The following is a 15,966-nucleotide window of genomic DNA, read 5'->3' on the forward strand; positions in this document are numbered from 1 at the left end:
AAAAAAGACCTGTGAAAGGTCTTTTAGTCCGATTTATCTTTTAATACTAGAATTTTTAATTTTTAAACCATTACTTATACCTTTATTTTTACCTTTATCTTTTTCTAAACTGTGTTTTCGATTATAAAGATCAACTTTAACAATTCCCATGGCACGTTTAACACTGTTATGAATTTGATCTAACATTTGCATTCTTTGTCCTGGATTTACGATTGATTTTATCTCGCTATTGGCAGGCAACTTAAACTTTAAGCCTTTGTCTAATCCCAATTCTTTTCTAACCACAAATTTGGTTACCGCTTTTACCATTGAATTTTTTTCGTCAGCATTAATCTTACTAATTGCTTTATTAGCAGCTTTCTCTCGATCACTAACCGTCATACCAAAACCTGGTTTTGTTTGTTCATATTTGAAATTAGCCAGTTTACTCTTATTCTTTTCCGTTTTTCCATACTTAATAAATGAATCACTGGTAAACAATGGCCTAATCTTAACTTCACCCATAACAGGATTATTTTCAATTTTTCCTTCTCGATTAGGTGTAAATCCATAAGCAATTGAATCTGAGTTTTTAGGGTATAGTCCTTTATCACTCCAACTCTTTCGATCACCAATACTTAATGAATCACCACTAATTTTTGGATTTTTAGCTTTCTTTGATTCAATCTGACCTGATATTGCCAAGGCATTAGTTGCATTATATTTACTATAAAGATCCCCATGTTCAGTTACATGTTGTTCAAAAGATTCATTAGTTGCAAATGACTTATCAAGCTCCTGTACTCCAATTTTATTCATACGATCAATAACTTCATTTTTTTGAGCTTGCTTGGTTATTTCTTCCGCAGTCATTTCTTGATTCTGCTTTAAAAATGAAAGCCCTGCTTCTTCTAAATTCAAATCAGGATCTACCCAGTTATGAACTTCCCCAGGAACCTCTTTTTCTTTTTTTAAATTCTTCTTATTTGCTTTTCCCTCTTCTTCAGCTTTCCATTGTTTTTCTTGATCCCACTCTTTTACAAACGCATCATAATCGCTTTCAGTTAAATTAATAACTTCATTTTTACTGCCAGAATGCGTTTTATATTTTCCATCTTGTTGCCAAATATCATTTTCTTTAATGAACTTTTTAAATAGCTCTTCATCTTCTCGTTTTAAAACATTGATTTTTAAGGTTATATCTTTATCATTCATAACTTTCTCCTTATTTTTCAACTCTGTTTGCTTAATTCGATTATCTAAGTCCTTAATAATCTTGCCAAAATCTTTTTCATTTAAAGCCTGATTTTCTTTTTGATAACCATCTTTGGTTAAACTCAAATGTTTTTCTGCTGCATATTTTTCAAAAACTTCCGACTCAAAAATTGCATATTTATTCAATCGATCTTTGATTTCATCTTTAAATTCAAATCTAGAATTGTCATTGAAAGTTTCAATTGTTCTTTCAAAATCATTTTGTTGAACTGGGTGATTATCATTGGTATTAATGTATTTAACCCCTTGATCTATTAACGATTGATAATCAAAATCATCAATCCCTTGACCATCTGCTCGATCCATTGCTTCTTCTACTGTTTCAACTTGACTATCGTGCATACTATCTTCAGCAAACTGGTAAAAAGTAGTGCTGTGAACTGCATCATATTCAGCAGATTTATCTAACAAAGCATCAAATTGCTCACTGGGGCTTAAATTATCATCATGATTTAAGTCATTAAATTTCAAAGTTAAATCTTGAAAACCATCAATATTTTTATAAGAAGCATCAATTTGATCTGCTAAACTAACTGATTTTTTGATTTCAGCTTGTTTTTCTAATTCTTTCATGCGGAATTCTCCATCAACTTCCATCAAAACTTGTTTCTCTTTAGCTTGTTGCTGCTTTTCTGACACTCCCCACAATAATTGTGATTTTTGGCCCTTTAAGTTTTCTCTTAAAAATCCTTGTAACTTGTTTCCAAAACCTACAGACTCTTCTTCCGTCATAATTTCATTTAAAAAAGGTTCATAGAACTCTTTTTTAAAAACTTCTGGATGTTTATCAATAATCATCTGTTTTTCATTTAAAGTACTTAAAGACCCCATCATTAAACGTTCTTTTGCTTGATCACTTATTTCAATCTGATCAATCATGGGAATACTGTTTTGCTCAATATATTGTAGGTTTTGAAAATATTGAAAATCATTAATCTGATTGGCCGTTTTCCAACCATTTTCAATTTCATTTCCATACCCTTTGGGTTGATCTTCAAATAAACTTTTAACTAGTTTTAAGTCATCAGGATTACTGGCTCCAAAACCATTTTCAAATAATGACAACCCCATATTGAAATGCATTAAGTGGGCAAACGTTCCTCGATTTTTTAATAGCAAGCTATCAATGCCCTGACTTTTCAATTCAAATGAATGTTTGATTGTCTCTTTCCAAATTTCAGGATCAATAAGTTCTGCCATATTTACTTCCTATTCCTTTCTCTTTGATACAGATAACTTACTAAGTAGCTTAGAAATAGGATTATTTATGCAATCACAAAAAAAGCTAGACAAATTAATGTCTAGCTTCTTTATCTAGTTCTTTCTTGATCATCTCGACGGTTTTCATCTAGCATACGATTCATAGCTTCTTTTTCTTTTCTTTGGCGTTGTGAGATATTTTGTAATTCTCTTCCAACGTCCTGAGTAGCTTCCTTAATCGTTTGTTTCAACTTATTGGTAGCCTTTTGTGCTTGAATCTTGACGTTCTTAAATACTCTTGAATTCTTATTGTAGTTTTTACCAATATTTCTTCGGTATTGAATATCACCAAAGCCATTTTTGTTTGCATTGCCAACACCAGTCAATTTTTTTATTTTACGATAATTCTTCAAATTATCCTTTCCACTGGCTTTATTTTGTTTAATCTTATATTTTAACTGCAATATCAAAATATTTCTCTCGTTTTCACGAATATCTAGCTCTGGATAATCTTTTTTTAATGCTTGAAACTCTTTTGTTTTAGCAATATTTCTCAAATTTGGTAATTGGTGGGCTTTATGTTCCAATTCTTTAATCATTTGCTCATTAACTTTATCAATTGGAATATTAACTGCATCAACATAACGATTTTCTAACGTTTTTAATCTCTCTTGTTCAGTTTCACTTAGCTTAAATGGTGGTTGTTGTTTCAATTCATTTAATTCTATTTGTTCTTCTAATCCTTTAACTGCCATATCAGATAATTTATTAAACATATTTTTATCAGCAGTACCTAAATCCTCTTTACTAATTTTTTGAATATTTGCAATTTTATCTTTAAAATCTGCAATCTTATGCTTTGCATTTTGCTGCTTTAAAGCAATTTTACGAGCACTCAATTCTTTATCAAGCTCATTTATTTTAACTAAATTATCAGTAACATTATCTTGTTTTAACTCTCTCAATTGTTCACTGATATTTTTTATAATTTGTTGATTATTATCGATTGCTTCCTTGGAAAAATCTTTTGTTAAATTCTCAACTGAAAGCTGTAAATCACTGTTATCAGCATCTTTACAAAATTTCAAAATCTGATTACCTAAACGTTCATCAAGATCAGCTATTCGATTAATTAACCCATCATTTTTTCCGTAGTTCTTCGTAGAGATTTTCATTAATGAATTGGTGTCTTTTAACCATTTTTTATAATCATCACTTTGATTTTTAAAATCATTGATAATTCTTTTTAAAATCTGTTTTGCTTGTTTCATCTCTTTAGCATTACTACCATAACGCCAAAGCTTTTTATTTCGTGGTAGTGCTAACATCAACTGTTGCAAATTAAATTTATTGCTATCAATACTTTTAACTGTTTTTTGTCTTAAAAAGCTAAGATCTTTTTCTAATGACTTAGTCTTTTTTAACTCAGGATTCCGCCCTCTTTGTAAAGTTCTTCTAACCACATTCTTTTTCAAGACATTAAACGAAAATTCAGGTAATTTACCTCTAAATTCTTTATGGTCTCCTACTGTAACTTCTTTAGTAGTGGGACGAACTTCAGTCATTCCAATGTGGACATGGACATGATCTGTATTAACATGCACTGCTCCCCACCAAATTGGATTCTTTAACGGGGTTGCCTGAATAAAATCATTCATAGAACCCCTAATAATTTCTCGTAGAGCTTTTTGATCTAACTGGTTGGTTTTATCGTCATAAATACCATTATCTTTTAAAAATTTAGTTGAAAATGAAACTACGTGTGCATAAATATTAGAATTATTAGCTTGCGCTTCTTTTAAATTATCTTTTAATTTATCAACATCATCTAAACTTAAATGGTCTTGATTATCGTCAAAAGTACTAGTTAGATTTCTTCCTTTTTCATCAATAGTAGTAGCCGAATCACGATCCATATATCCGACATAACCGCCAAAATCTTGATACTTAGCTTCAGGATCAATTACTTTTTTTAAATCCAATTCAACTGCTTCTTCACGCTCAGTATAATCAACAAATCCACCAAAACTCTTGCCTGAACTAGCCATTGAACTTGCTGTTTTAAAGGCACTACTTACAATTACATTAGCTGCATTTTTTTCAATCGATTTACTTTTCAAATTAAAACTCCTATTCATAAAAATCCTAGCTTTAATTATAAAAAGTAGTCTATTTTTCATAATTTTATGCAGTTGAAAAGTGACTAATCTAATCTCTTGATATATAATTAAAAAAAAGAGACCTGCTCGAACAGGTCTCAATTAGGAGCCGCTTAAAAGGCGGTGGCTAAGTTACATGACTATAAAACTATCCCATAACTCGCCAAAGTTATTATCTGGGGTGGTTTTTTTGTTACTTTTTATTAATGTAGGTTAGCAATGCTAAGATAAACATGCCAAACATAAACATCAACGAAAGTGCTTCAAAAACACTGATGGCTTTAACTCCTTGGCTTATTTTCCATTCTCATAGAAATCACCTCTTAAGAGAATTAAGAAGCCACCGCCCATTAAAACTTCTCACTAAATACAGTATAACAAATCAAAGAAAGTGAAATGCTTGATTTTATTGATTATTCTCACTAACTAGTTTAAATTGAGAATGTTGAAGAAATTCAACAACACACTTATGTAATGCATATGGGCTTAAAAATAGCACCTACTAAATTAGTAGGTGCTATTTTTTATTTATTTAAGTTATTAATATCCAACTCCAACAATTTAATGTTTCTTTATAGTTACATCTTTTTAAAAAAAGTATTATATGCCACATAAATAAGAAAACTAAACCAAAGTACGTTGAAAAAAATTGAGCAAAAATCATTTAAAAATTTCAGCATCATTAACGTCATCCCTCATTTTATATAAAAATTTTCTTTTTAAAAAAAAACGACCTTTCATAGCATTTTTAATTAGTTATTACTCTTTTCAGAACTACCGTTTTGATAATTTATTTTGATTCCTGCTTGAACATTTGGGACAAAAACTTTGAAATTAACCGAACCATCAGTTGATTTTGCTTGAATTAATGCACCCGATGGAACTAAATTATTTCCTTCGTATAAATCATTAACTCGATAAGCAAGCGTCTTATTTTGATCCTGTGCTTTACGTACTATATTTTCAAAATAGTTTTGCCCAGTTGAATTTTCATCTCTAGCTTCGTTAGCCCAAGCAGTTTGGGTCGCAATATTTTTTTCATTAGCTTCTGATGCATTAAAACCTCTAACATTTCCCACATTGGCATAACCCAACAAATGACCACGATCATATAAATGTGAATAAGCTCCACTCAATTTAACTTGTTTAAATCCCTGAGGCTTCCAATTTGTAATTCCGTTTCCAGTTTCATTTCGATTACGATATTGTCTTGAGGTTTTATTAATAAACGCATCGCCTTGAATAGGTCTACCTAATTTATCAATCTCATTAACAGCATAAGGTGCTACATTACGATCAGCATTTAACGATGATTTATTATCGTCAATTATGAAGGCACCATGACCATTGTACTTAATATTATTTCCCAATTGTTGCTTAATATCAGAAGTTAAAACTGATTCAGCTAACTGTTGAGATGGTGTTTCTTTTGTACTTTTAGTTTTTACTTTTTCACTTTGATAGTTTGAATAATGATGATGACTAACTTTGTTCAATTGTCTTTCCGAACAACCACTGACTAAAGTCATTAAACCAATTAAAAACACTGTCAAAATAGCTTTTACTTTTTTATTCATAAAATCCTCCCATTTTTTATTAATACAGACAAGCAAAAACAAATATTCCTAAAACAATCAAAATGAAGATAAATACAATTATTATTGGAAAATCGTACTTGTTAAAGATAGTCTGATTCTTTACTATTTCTCTTTTGCTTATCCTATTTTCAGTCATTTTTAAATTCCTTTAACAAACCTCTCTTTAAATTTTCGATATTCCTTTCGGTTCTCTCTCAAGAAATTTTTCTTAATTCCTAATTCTCGACAAATTTCTCTGATCGTAAAATCATTTTTTTCCAATTTCATTGCCATTAAATAGATTTTTTCTTTATCTTCACTACCATTAGAAGTTAAATCAATTTTTCTTAATTTGATTAATTTTAGATATAACTTTCTCTCGGCTTTAATTCGATTTAAATCACTTTCATCTATCTTTGTATCTGAAGAATCTGTTTCCCATCTTTTTTTAGTTTCGTTATAAGTCCCAATTTCTTCATACCAATGATGTTCAGCACAATCAAAATCATCTAACTTTCTAACTACTTTTAAAAGTTCTTCGTTCATCAAGTTAACCTCCTTCATTCATAATTTCGTTTTAACTTATGTGCTTTGATTTTATCTCGTTCAACCGATTTTTTTGCTTTATCAAAAATTGAACTAAAATCATTACCATCACTCATAATTGATTTAAAAGTTTCTTCCGGAAACTCCGTTTGATTAGTTCCATAATTCAAAGCTAACAAAATATACAAAGCAATTTCTAAATTTTCATCAATAAATTTAACCTTATTCAATAGTTCTCGATTAACATTTTGAGAACTATTTTTTTGTGCTTGTTCACTTTTAAAACTGAGATAAGCTAATTCTTGTTTAACGACACTTTTTTTATCTTCACCTAAAAATAAAAGTGAAAACTCACGCACAATAAAATTAAAAACTTCGTTGGTTGAATTTCTACTTAATAGATTTTCGGCTTGCAGCTTATTTTTAATTTCTTCAAATCGTTTTTCATTAACTGAATTCAATCTCACTGGGTATGCGTTACTCATCTTCTACTCCCCTAACTTATCTTTTAAAATGTTTTTATCTTCAGCATAAATTTGATTGTTTTTATTTAACGCTAAATTTACATTATCTAAGCGACGATTAATTTCGTTTAATTGCAGTTGAATTGGATCACTCTTTTCAATTGGTTTACCAATTTGAGCAATCATTTTTAACTGACTACGAAGAAAACTACTTAAATTAGGATAACCATTCTCCTGCGCAATAATTTTCAATCTTTGCTTCGTTTCTTTTGGAATTCGTTTAACAATAATTGCTTCTAAAGCGGACATAAAAAAATCAAAACCTTTCTAAAATAAACTGATAAATTGGATTTAAATTATCCAATTTTGAAGCTCAAGGGATTTTAAGTGCTTTTTTTAAAGAGCATAAGGGAAACAGTTACCTCGTGCCGAGCTAAGTTGGTAGTACCAACGTTTCCTAAAGGTTACTGCGATTGCCTGTTTGTATCACTTTTCTATACATTCTCTATCGCTTTTGTATACTTTTTGTATCACCTTTCTATACATTTGCAACCTACCTAAAATCATCAAAAGTACAAATTTCAGGAACCAAAAACATTAATTAACTGCTTTTGTTTTCGTAGTTTGTTGCTTAGGAGGTAATTTGAAAGTTCCGTTTTCAATTGCCTTTTGCTTCTTTTCTAAGAGCTTAATTTTGTTCTTATTGTTTTCAATTCCCGTCTTTTTATCAGTAATAATTTGTTCATTTTGTTGAATATCACTTCTTAAAGTAGCCAAGTTATCTTCAGTTTTCTTTTGTTGCGAAGCTACTTCATATTTCTTGTTATCTTCTAAGGTTTTTTCACGATCTTTATCAGCTTTAATGGTTTTATTTGCCGTTTCAATTTCATTTTGTTTTGTAACAATATCATCTTGAACTGCTTTAATTTGTTCCTTCGCAACATCAGAAGCAAGTTCATTATCAGTCTTATTAGGTACTTTGGTTTTCCCTAAAGTCTCATCTTCATTAACCACAAACTTGGCTTTACCTTGAGATTTTCCAGTACTTCCAGTAATAGGAGTGTCATTGGTAACCCATAATCTTAAGGCTTTAAAGTGCGGTTCTAAATTATTAATATCAACAATATAGTCGTTATCAGTTACTGGAATCACACTAACTTCTCCGTCACTATTACCTAAAGTCTCCACTTTAAAAGTTACATACTTAGCTAATAATTTTTGGGTTACATCATTATTTCCGGTTGCTTTTAACTGTAAAATCAACCGCTTTTTATCAGGACTATATGCTTTTTTAACCAACTTAAGGGCTGTATTAGCAGTCGAAGAATTCTTACCACCTTCAAAGTTTACGGTTTGATTAATTGGCGTACTAGCCACATTACTAATTCGATTTCCAAACAATGCTCCTGTCACTAAGATCAAAAAACCACTTAACCAAACCCCCAAAATAATCCATCTTTTTACATAACTATGATATTTCAAATACCTAAAATACTTTTTGATTTTATATTTCATACTTAGCTCCTTGGGTTTTATTTAAGTTCATCATTTACTAATTGCTTTCGTTCTTGTTCATGACCATCTACTAAATGAACCATAGTTGGCGTTTTAAAAATGCCATATTTTTCAACGTATTTTTGATTTTTTGGATTCAAAACATTTACATTAACGTACTTAATTTGTTGATTACCGTTGAAAGTTTCTTCCCCTAATACTTGCCAACGAACTTGTTTACAATGTGAGCAACCTGGTCGATAAAAATAAACTTGAACATCATGCTTGGCTAAACTTTGATCACTTAACGCTGTTTTTATTTCATTCGGATTAGTTTCAAATGCAGTGAAGTTAAAATGAATCCACAAACCAACCACCGTAACTAAACCAACTATTGAGATCAAAACTCCAACTACTATTTTTCGCTTTCGAGTTCTTTTTTGACTTTGCTTAACTTCCTTATTCATCTTCAATTTCATCACCTTTATACTCATTTTCAATTTCAGTAATGTGCTGTTTCACAATTAAACTCATTAAATCAGGTGCTCCCCAACTACTAACATCGGAAAAATATTCCCAATTGGTTTCCTTAGTATCACTAGTCGTACTAACAACCATTGCTACTCTAATTTCACTATTAACTTCACCCTTTTTAGAAACCAAAACCAAATCTTTAACTTTCAAATCGGCTTTTTGTTTTGCTTCAACTGAAGTAAAGCTAACTGCTAAACGTTCACTTAAATGACTCTTTTTAATCAGCTTTACATCAATGTTGTTTGATTTAGAACTCATCTTGATAGTCCTCCAATCGTCTTAAATCCTCTTGATTTATCTCGTTATCAATTTCAAAGGTAATTACCCTAAATGGGCTGGGAAACACTCTTAAACGGGAAGAAAAGCCCCCTAAATAATGGCCTTTTAAATCTTCTCTTTGATATAAGCTAGGATATTTACGATTTAAATATTGAAACGCTAACGCTTTTGTCTTGAATGGTTTTGGAAGAATAGTATGGCTTTTAAGATTTTGAATAACATATCTTTTCATGTGTATTGCCCCTTCCTTATCTAGTTTTCAATTCCGTACTCAGCTAATTTTTCTCGTAATTCATTAACCAATAAACTAAGTTGATTAGTAACTTTATCAACGTTTGCCAAAGTTTCATCATACTCATCAAACTTAACTAAACTCATATTAGAAACTAAACGATTACCAGTATTAATCATGGTTTCTAAATGTTGAATTGCCTGATGAGCTTTAACTCTCGACTCTTTTTCCCCTTTTAAATTAGCGATATTTTGTTTTAATTCTTCAATTGTTTCTTGTTTAAATCTAAATTCTTCATCAGTTTTAAAGTATTTATAAGCACGATCTTTTAAAGTTTTAGTTTCCTTTTTAAATTCAGCTAAAACAGTTTCATTACCTTCAAGCTCTGCCTCTTTAACCTTGATTAAATGTTTTAATTCTTGATAATCACTTGGTTCAACCACTCGATCAACAATTTTAGTATTAGTAGCTGCTTGTACTTTTTCAAGTTCAGCTTCAAAATCTAGCTTCTCTTGATTACGTTTCTCTTTTAAATCATCAAAACGCTTTTGAGACCGATCTAACTCAGCTTTAACACTATGTACATCTTCAGCAGCTTGATTTTTGACATAGCTAATCTCTTTTTCAAGCTGTCTCTGACTATCCTGGGATTCCTTCAATTGACGTTTATATTCACGGATTTCCCTAGCAGTCATATCCTCGGTATTCTTCAATATACCATTCTTAGTAATGTGTTCTTTTTCTCTTTCTTCAGGAGGAAGTGTTGAAATTTCATAAAGAACACTCATGCTCAAATCAGGCAACGTTGCCTGATTTGAATCTCCCAATTCATTAAAAATTTTAATAGATCTTCTAGCAAAGGTTTCCCCTATATTCATTGAATCTAACCAAGTCAACCATTCACCATGAGCCAAATCATTCTCTTTAACCCAATTAAGCCGTTTACCAATTTCAAAAACTGATTGACCAGCCATATTCTGATAACCTTTAATTTCAGCAGTTAAAACATCTAAATTTTTACTCAAATTTCCTGATACATAAGTATCTTTATCATGTGTAATATCAATAGCCATAAAAAATCCTTTCACTTAATTAATTTCACTACAAAAAAGAGTGTTTTTATAAATAAATCTACTTTTTGTAGTTAAAAGCACCAAAAAAAATAGACTCCTTACTTACACCAAAATAATCTTCAATCTTTTGCATCATATGGTGTCTTGGATATCTTCTTCCAGTTTCCCAAGCACTTACACTTTTAACGCTAACATTTAAAATGTTAGCTAAGGTTTGCTGACTTAAACCTTTTTTCTTTCTGAGTTTCCTTAAAATATTCAAAAACATCACCTCTTTATCTACAATAATCAGATTATTCTACTTATTGTAGAAAGTCAACATTATTGTATCTTTTTTGTAGATTTTAAATTATTTATCTACTTTTTGAAGTAATCTTTCAAAAGAACAAAGAAAGAGGCATAAAATGTTATCTGAAAAGTTAAAAGAATTAAGAACACAAAAAAAAATAAATCAAACTCAACTAGCAAATCTATTAAATGTATCACCTAAAACTATAAGTGCATGGGAATTAGGCAATAGAGAGCCATCAATAACAATGATAAATAAAATATCAGATATATTTAATGTTCAAGTAGGCTACTTAATTTCAGAAAAAAATAATGCACCTAAATGGGCCACAAAAAACGACGTTATTGAATTAGATAAATTCTTAACATCTAACGGAGCCATGACTTTTGAAGGAGTTCAACTAACAAAATCACAAAAAGAAAGAGTTAAAAAGATTCTAACAGAAGTCTTTTGGGAAGAATTAAAGAAAGACCGAGATAATGGGGTAAGATAACCATGAATGAAATAGAAAAATTAGCAAACAAACTCGGAAAAAAATATAAAACATTCGATCCTTTCTTAATCGCAGAAAAAGAAAACATTGATATCCAATACAAAGATTTTGAAAATGAACCTTTAGGGCAAAGTATTAGCTATTTTAATCGACCCATCATTTTATTGAGTTTAAATATCATAGATTCCAATAAAAAATACTTTGTATGCGCACATGAGCTTTGTCACGCCCTAAAACATACAGAACTATCAACTTACTACATTTCAAATTGCAACGTTAAAAATAAATTTGAATATCAAGCTGACAAATTCGCATTTACATTACTTAAAAACCTATACAAAGAACAATATGAAACTGAAGATATTACAACAAATTATCTAACCATAGCCTACGGAATAAAACCAATAGGTTAATTAATTAAAAATTAAACCAACTAAGATAATTGAATTAGAATACAGGATACTAGATATATCTTATTGGCAATTGGTAGCACTTTTGTTCATCCAGTATTAAACGTCGATATATCAGCATCAACTGTGGTTTTATTTTTTTGAGTTACTAATTGAATTCTTTTATAAATTGTTTTAATTTCATCGTATAGAAGCTTTTTAGGCTCATTAAATAACATAAGTCGGTATTGTTCCTTCTTACGTTTTAATTGTCTTAAAAGGCCATATAAGGTCATATACTCTTTCTTTTTATTTAATCCATTATCTTTTGCAATCAACTGATTGCTGTTTTTTAATTCTTTTAAAACACGATTTAATGAGCTAGAACTGATTCCTAGCTCTTTTTGGATTGTTCTAGTTGAAATAATCACTGATCCTTTATCATTTGTTTTTAGATTAAATAATTTAACAATGTCTTTCTTCCATTCTGATTTGTGGGAATACTTTCTTTCAGCTCTGCTTTTCGCAAATTTATACCAACTGCGGTTACTTTTAGCTTTGTTTAAATTCTTTTTTTCAGCTTCAGTTGCCCAAGTTGAAATAAGCTCACTAATATATAGTGAACTTGCACCTTGATAGTTACCTGAATAGGCATCATTAACACATCGATCTAAATCAGCTTGTGCTAGTGATGCTTTTAAATTACTGTTAAATTGATCTAACAAGTTATAGCACCGTGACTGATTCATCGAAGATGAATAACAGGCTAAGGCTAGCGTTAAAATCGTATTATGACGACCTAATCCTACTCCAGGTTTAATAGTAGTTTTGTGCAACAACCAATCAAACCAAGGTTGATCAATTTGTCGACCAAATGATTTTGACTTGTTATCAATAACTTGCAATTTTGGCTTATTATTTTCGTAGTAGTTTTTACTCCAGTTTAAAAATGTAGCAAAACTAAAAATCATCGTTGGTTCAAAATAAACCACATTATCTTCTCTTGGTATTCTAAAAATTCCAAAATTATTACAACCAACATCTACCTGACCAAGTTGAGATTTAATTTCATTTTTTATGTTGGTTGAAATCATTTTTCCAGTTTCAATTACGGGGTAACGATTACCTTTTTTTGAAACAAAAGCGGGATCATCTAAAACATAATAAACTTGGTACCCTTTGTCTGTTTTTAATACCAAAGTAGGCATAATTACATAACCTAATAAAAGTGATTGCATAACTTTTTCTTGGTTTAAATCTCGTTCCCGTACATCTTTAAAGTCTATATCAATTACAAAGGTGTTAATTTGCATCAAATTACGCTCAAAATGACCTTTAAGATGATGACTACCATCATTTGTATAGCCTAACCAACTAAATTCGTTAGGAGTCCAATGAGTTAGTTTATTATCATTTTCAAACAGAGCTTCATAAGAACTTATCGGAAAACCTTTAGCATTAATCATCATTTCTTTACTACGAAAAGCAGCTACTGAACCTTTCTTTTCAGATTTATCTGATGGTAAAAATGAAACTACTTTTTTAGAATTTCTCACTTTAGTTTCAGTTAAACCGTTATGTAAAATTAACTTTAATGCTTGATGTAATTGTTTCTTACTAATCATTTCGACCCCTCCCCTATCAATCGGTTGTTATCATAACAACTGAAATTCAGTTGCATAATAAACTGCAAATAAAAAAGACGACCAAGTTTTACATTTCTTGATCGTCTTAATAAACTTTTATTTAATAAAAGAGGGTTCAAAATATTGACAAATTTCCATTTTAGACTGTAATATATAGGTACAGTTTCACATAAAAACTTAATACAATAATTTGAACGTTAAAGAGTCTCAAGTGCGCTTTCACTTGTCAGGCTGATTAAAAAGTACTACCAATACTTTTTAATCAACGTTCTTTTTATTTATCTAGCCTCGTAAACTATATATTTGCGAGGCTTATTTAATAACTGAATGATAATACATCATAATGTAATTGTAAACACAAAATTTGAAAATGTATGCAGTTATCATTTAAGCATATATGTATGCATAGTATACATATATGCTTATTATACATGTATGCATTGCATAGTTTGTATGCATAGTATACATTTTATGTTTTTACCGTTATTGTAAAGCCAATTTAAAATAAAATATGTATGCATTGTATATTAAATATACATGTATAGCTTGCATACATTGCATACTAAGTATATAATGTATGCAATAAATAAGTTTTGTTTTTTGAGAGGAGATTTACAAAAATGACAGCTTCTGTATACGTTGTTGGAAACTTTAAAGGTGGGGTTGGGAAAACCAAAACCGTAACTATGCTTTCTTATGAATCAGCAGTATTTAAAAAAAGAAAAAGTTTGGTTATTGACTTAGATCCCCAAGGAAATGCATCAAGTGTTCTAGCAAAAACTGGAAATATTACTGAAATAAATAAAAATATAACTAATGGTTTTATTAATGGAAATCTTGAAAATGAAATAACTAAAATCCTACCAAACTTAGATTTAATAGCTGCAAACACACAGTTTAAAGATTTGCCTAAGATATTAATAAAAAAATTCCCTGATGATGAAGAAAAACAAATTAGTTATTTAAAAAAATTAATTGAACCATTGAAGAATAAATACGACTCAATATATTTAGATGTACCACCAACAATTTCAGACTTTTCAGATAATGCAATGTTTGCAGCTGATTATTGTATTATAATTCTTCAAACACAAGAATTAAGCCTAGATGGTGCCCAAACTTATATTGAATACATGCAATACTTGATTGATAACTATGGAATAAATATTAATGTTTTAGGAATTCTTCCATGTATGTTAAGACCAAACGGTCGTGTTGATGAAAAAGTATTAAATGATGCTAGAGAAAAGTATGGAACTAATGTTTTATCAACAATTGTAAATCATCAAGAGAGACTAAAAGCATATGATTCTGAAGGAATTACTTATAATAAAACAAAAAATGGATTGGCTGATCAGTGGGATCAACGAGCTCATGACATGTTCCAAAAAGTTCTAAATGAATTAGACGAAAATAAAAAAATATTTGAAAAAAACAATTAAAAGGGGGATTTTAAAATGACTGATAAAAATAAATTTGAACCACTTTTAACTCATGAAAAGAAATCAACAATAAAATCAAAGCAAGTAAATATATCAGGAAATAACTCGTTTGGAAGTGTCAGTGATAACATAGAAACTAATAACAAAAAAGATAAAAAATTAAAAAACAACAAAAAAATGACAAGTCAAAGGGTATACAGTGATACAGTTGAAAAAGTAAAATTATTATCATTTTTTCTTCAAAATTCAGACAATAAAGGAAATATATCTTTTGATCAAATAATAAATAAATTGATTAATAATCACGTCGATTTAATACTAACTGATAGACAAAAAGATATGTTTAGACAAATGTGTGAAAACAATAATTTATAAGTATATTTTGCATATTTGTATGCAAAATATACTTATATGCAAAATATGCTTTTTTAAAATATAAAGTTGAAGAAAAGAGGGGGAATAAATGAATAAAAAGATACTAAAAACACTTGTTAATGTTTTAGATGATATAAAAAAAATTATTTTTTTCTTTATCAAAGGTTCATTTTCATCGATGAATAGCCAGTTTTTAATAAAGTCGTACTTTACGGCAACTGCCATCGTTGGAATTTTAATATATCTAAATAGATACCACTTGAATACAACTTTTTCAGATCCATTTATTATAGAATGGTTTATTATTTCTTGGATTCTATACCCATTTGCTAATTTATTTTGGAATGATTTAATTGTAGCTATCAATAGAAACACAGTTTGGATTATTAATGGTTGTTTATTGTTAATATGGAAACCAATTAAATTATTTCTATTATTCATGTTTGCTCCTTTAATAGCTCCACTTGGATTAATGTACATTTGGATAAATTACAAAAGATAACTTATAACTTATAATTAA

At 29.6% G+C, this 15,966-nt stretch carries 19 protein-coding genes; 5 read left to right on the top strand and 14 right to left on the bottom strand.

The features are described from left to right. Positions 1–33: 33 nt before the first annotated feature. The 13 genes from R4B61_RS07615 to R4B61_RS07675 form a co-directional block, all read right to left on the bottom strand. Positions 34–2,454, bottom strand: coding sequence for a hypothetical protein (locus R4B61_RS07615; RefSeq protein ID WP_413628321.1), 2,421 nt, complete (start codon positions 2,452–2,454; stop codon positions 34–36). Between the two features lie 110 nt (positions 2,455–2,564). Then, positions 2,565–4,574 (bottom strand): MobP2 family relaxase, encoded by a 2,010-nt coding sequence (gene mobP2 / locus R4B61_RS07620; protein ID WP_413628322.1) that lies wholly within the window; start codon positions 4,572–4,574, stop codon positions 2,565–2,567. A 232-nt stretch (positions 4,575–4,806) separates the two neighbouring features. Continuing rightward, the gene (locus R4B61_RS07625; RefSeq protein WP_413628359.1) at positions 4,807–4,863 is read right to left on the bottom strand and encodes a putative holin-like toxin; all 57 of its coding nucleotides are present in this window, start codon (positions 4,861–4,863) and stop codon (positions 4,807–4,809) included. A 502-nt stretch (positions 4,864–5,365) separates the two neighbouring features. Beyond that, the gene (locus R4B61_RS07630) at positions 5,366–6,190 is read right to left on the bottom strand and encodes a DNA/RNA non-specific endonuclease (RefSeq protein ID WP_413628323.1); all 825 of its coding nucleotides are present in this window, start codon (positions 6,188–6,190) and stop codon (positions 5,366–5,368) included. A 159-nt stretch (positions 6,191–6,349) separates the two neighbouring features. Further along, positions 6,350–6,736 carry a hypothetical protein gene (locus R4B61_RS07635; protein ID WP_413628324.1) on the bottom strand — a complete coding sequence of 129 codons (387 nt, stop codon included), beginning with the start codon at positions 6,734–6,736 and terminating at the stop codon, positions 6,350–6,352. A 14-nt stretch (positions 6,737–6,750) separates the two neighbouring features. After that, a complete protein-coding gene (locus tag R4B61_RS07640) occupies positions 6,751–7,221 on the bottom strand; it encodes a hypothetical protein (protein ID WP_413628325.1) in 471 nt (156 codons plus the stop codon). A 3-nt stretch (positions 7,222–7,224) separates the two neighbouring features. After that, positions 7,225–7,509 (bottom strand): hypothetical protein, encoded by a 285-nt coding sequence (locus tag R4B61_RS07645; protein ID WP_413628326.1) that lies wholly within the window; start codon positions 7,507–7,509, stop codon positions 7,225–7,227. A gap of 288 nt (positions 7,510–7,797) precedes the next feature. Then, complete coding sequence (locus R4B61_RS07650; protein WP_413628327.1) at positions 7,798–8,715, bottom strand: hypothetical protein; 918 nt, start codon at positions 8,713–8,715, stop codon at positions 7,798–7,800. Positions 8,716–8,732: 17 nt separating this feature from the next. Beyond that, positions 8,733–9,161, bottom strand: coding sequence for a thioredoxin family protein (locus R4B61_RS07655; protein WP_413628360.1), 429 nt, complete (start codon positions 9,159–9,161; stop codon positions 8,733–8,735). After that, positions 9,154–9,486: a hypothetical protein gene (locus R4B61_RS07660; protein WP_413628328.1), complete on the bottom strand. Its 333-nt coding sequence runs from the start codon at positions 9,484–9,486 to the stop codon at positions 9,154–9,156. Before R4B61_RS07660 ends, R4B61_RS07655 begins: the two co-directional genes overlap by 8 nt. Next, entirely contained in the window at positions 9,476–9,739 is a 264-nt protein-coding gene (locus tag R4B61_RS07665) for a hypothetical protein (RefSeq protein ID WP_413628329.1), read from the bottom strand. Before R4B61_RS07665 ends, R4B61_RS07660 begins: the two co-directional genes overlap by 11 nt. A gap of 20 nt (positions 9,740–9,759) precedes the next feature. Further along, positions 9,760–10,812 (bottom strand): DUF3102 domain-containing protein, encoded by a 1,053-nt coding sequence (locus tag R4B61_RS07670; protein WP_413628330.1) that lies wholly within the window; start codon positions 10,810–10,812, stop codon positions 9,760–9,762. Positions 10,813–10,870: 58 nt separating this feature from the next. Then, positions 10,871–11,074, bottom strand: coding sequence for a helix-turn-helix transcriptional regulator (locus R4B61_RS07675; protein WP_413628331.1), 204 nt, complete (start codon positions 11,072–11,074; stop codon positions 10,871–10,873). Between the two features lie 142 nt (positions 11,075–11,216). Here R4B61_RS07675 and R4B61_RS07680 point away from each other — a divergent pair, with 142 nt between their 5' ends. After that, on the top strand, positions 11,217–11,594 hold the full coding sequence (locus R4B61_RS07680) for a helix-turn-helix domain-containing protein (protein WP_413628332.1): 378 nt from the start codon (positions 11,217–11,219) through the stop codon (positions 11,592–11,594). Between the two features lie 2 nt (positions 11,595–11,596). Beyond that, positions 11,597–12,007: an ImmA/IrrE family metallo-endopeptidase gene (locus R4B61_RS07685; protein WP_413628333.1), complete on the top strand. Its 411-nt coding sequence runs from the start codon at positions 11,597–11,599 to the stop codon at positions 12,005–12,007. A gap of 86 nt (positions 12,008–12,093) precedes the next feature. Here the strand turns inward: R4B61_RS07685 and R4B61_RS07690 are convergent, their stop codons facing one another. Beyond that, on the bottom strand, positions 12,094–13,608 hold the full coding sequence (locus R4B61_RS07690) for a primase C-terminal domain-containing protein (protein ID WP_413628334.1): 1,515 nt from the start codon (positions 13,606–13,608) through the stop codon (positions 12,094–12,096). A 641-nt stretch (positions 13,609–14,249) separates the two neighbouring features. Here R4B61_RS07690 and R4B61_RS07695 point away from each other — a divergent pair. From R4B61_RS07695 to R4B61_RS07705, 3 genes are all read left to right on the top strand, one after another. Continuing rightward, complete coding sequence (locus R4B61_RS07695) at positions 14,250–15,071, top strand: AAA family ATPase (protein WP_413628335.1); 822 nt, start codon at positions 14,250–14,252, stop codon at positions 15,069–15,071. Between the two features lie 15 nt (positions 15,072–15,086). Next, positions 15,087–15,446, top strand: a complete 360-nt coding sequence (locus R4B61_RS07700) for a hypothetical protein (protein WP_413628336.1) — start codon at positions 15,087–15,089, stop codon at positions 15,444–15,446. 88 nt (positions 15,447–15,534) lie between these two features. Then, positions 15,535–15,948, top strand: a complete 414-nt coding sequence (locus R4B61_RS07705; protein WP_413628337.1) for a hypothetical protein — start codon at positions 15,535–15,537, stop codon at positions 15,946–15,948. The last annotated feature ends 18 nt before the right edge of the window (positions 15,949–15,966 follow it).

Source organism: Fructilactobacillus vespulae (assembly GCF_047324295.1).
Taxonomy (GTDB): domain Bacteria; phylum Bacillota; class Bacilli; order Lactobacillales; family Lactobacillaceae; genus Fructilactobacillus; species Fructilactobacillus vespulae.

Excerpts from the sequence above, each read along its gene's own strand:
- R4B61_RS07645 (WP_413628326.1), bottom strand. The coding sequence starts at position 7,509 with ATGTCCGCTTTAGAAGCAATTATTGTTAAACGAATTCCAAAAGAAACG.
- R4B61_RS07615 (WP_413628321.1), bottom strand. The coding sequence starts at position 2,454 with ATGGCAGAACTTATTGATCCTGAAATTTGGAAAGAGACAATCAAACAT.
- R4B61_RS07695 (WP_413628335.1), top strand. The coding sequence starts at position 14,250 with ATGACAGCTTCTGTATACGTTGTTGGAAACTTTAAAGGTGGGGTTGGG.
- R4B61_RS07705 (WP_413628337.1), top strand. The coding sequence starts at position 15,535 with ATGAATAAAAAGATACTAAAAACACTTGTTAATGTTTTAGATGATATA.
- R4B61_RS07655 (WP_413628360.1), bottom strand. The coding sequence starts at position 9,161 with ATGAATAAGGAAGTTAAGCAAAGTCAAAAAAGAACTCGAAAGCGAAAA.
- R4B61_RS07690 (WP_413628334.1), bottom strand. The coding sequence starts at position 13,608 with ATGATTAGTAAGAAACAATTACATCAAGCATTAAAGTTAATTTTACAT.
- R4B61_RS07630 (WP_413628323.1), bottom strand. The coding sequence starts at position 6,190 with ATGAATAAAAAAGTAAAAGCTATTTTGACAGTGTTTTTAATTGGTTTA.
- R4B61_RS07680 (WP_413628332.1), top strand. The coding sequence starts at position 11,217 with ATGTTATCTGAAAAGTTAAAAGAATTAAGAACACAAAAAAAAATAAAT.
- R4B61_RS07670 (WP_413628330.1), bottom strand. The coding sequence starts at position 10,812 with ATGGCTATTGATATTACACATGATAAAGATACTTATGTATCAGGAAAT.
- R4B61_RS07660 (WP_413628328.1), bottom strand. The coding sequence starts at position 9,486 with ATGAGTTCTAAATCAAACAACATTGATGTAAAGCTGATTAAAAAGAGT.
- R4B61_RS07650 (WP_413628327.1), bottom strand. The coding sequence starts at position 8,715 with ATGAAATATAAAATCAAAAAGTATTTTAGGTATTTGAAATATCATAGT.
- R4B61_RS07635 (WP_413628324.1), bottom strand. The coding sequence starts at position 6,736 with ATGAACGAAGAACTTTTAAAAGTAGTTAGAAAGTTAGATGATTTTGAT.
- R4B61_RS07700 (WP_413628336.1), top strand. The coding sequence starts at position 15,087 with ATGACTGATAAAAATAAATTTGAACCACTTTTAACTCATGAAAAGAAA.
- R4B61_RS07640 (WP_413628325.1), bottom strand. The coding sequence starts at position 7,221 with ATGAGTAACGCATACCCAGTGAGATTGAATTCAGTTAATGAAAAACGA.
- R4B61_RS07685 (WP_413628333.1), top strand. The coding sequence starts at position 11,597 with ATGAATGAAATAGAAAAATTAGCAAACAAACTCGGAAAAAAATATAAA.
- R4B61_RS07665 (WP_413628329.1), bottom strand. The coding sequence starts at position 9,739 with ATGAAAAGATATGTTATTCAAAATCTTAAAAGCCATACTATTCTTCCA.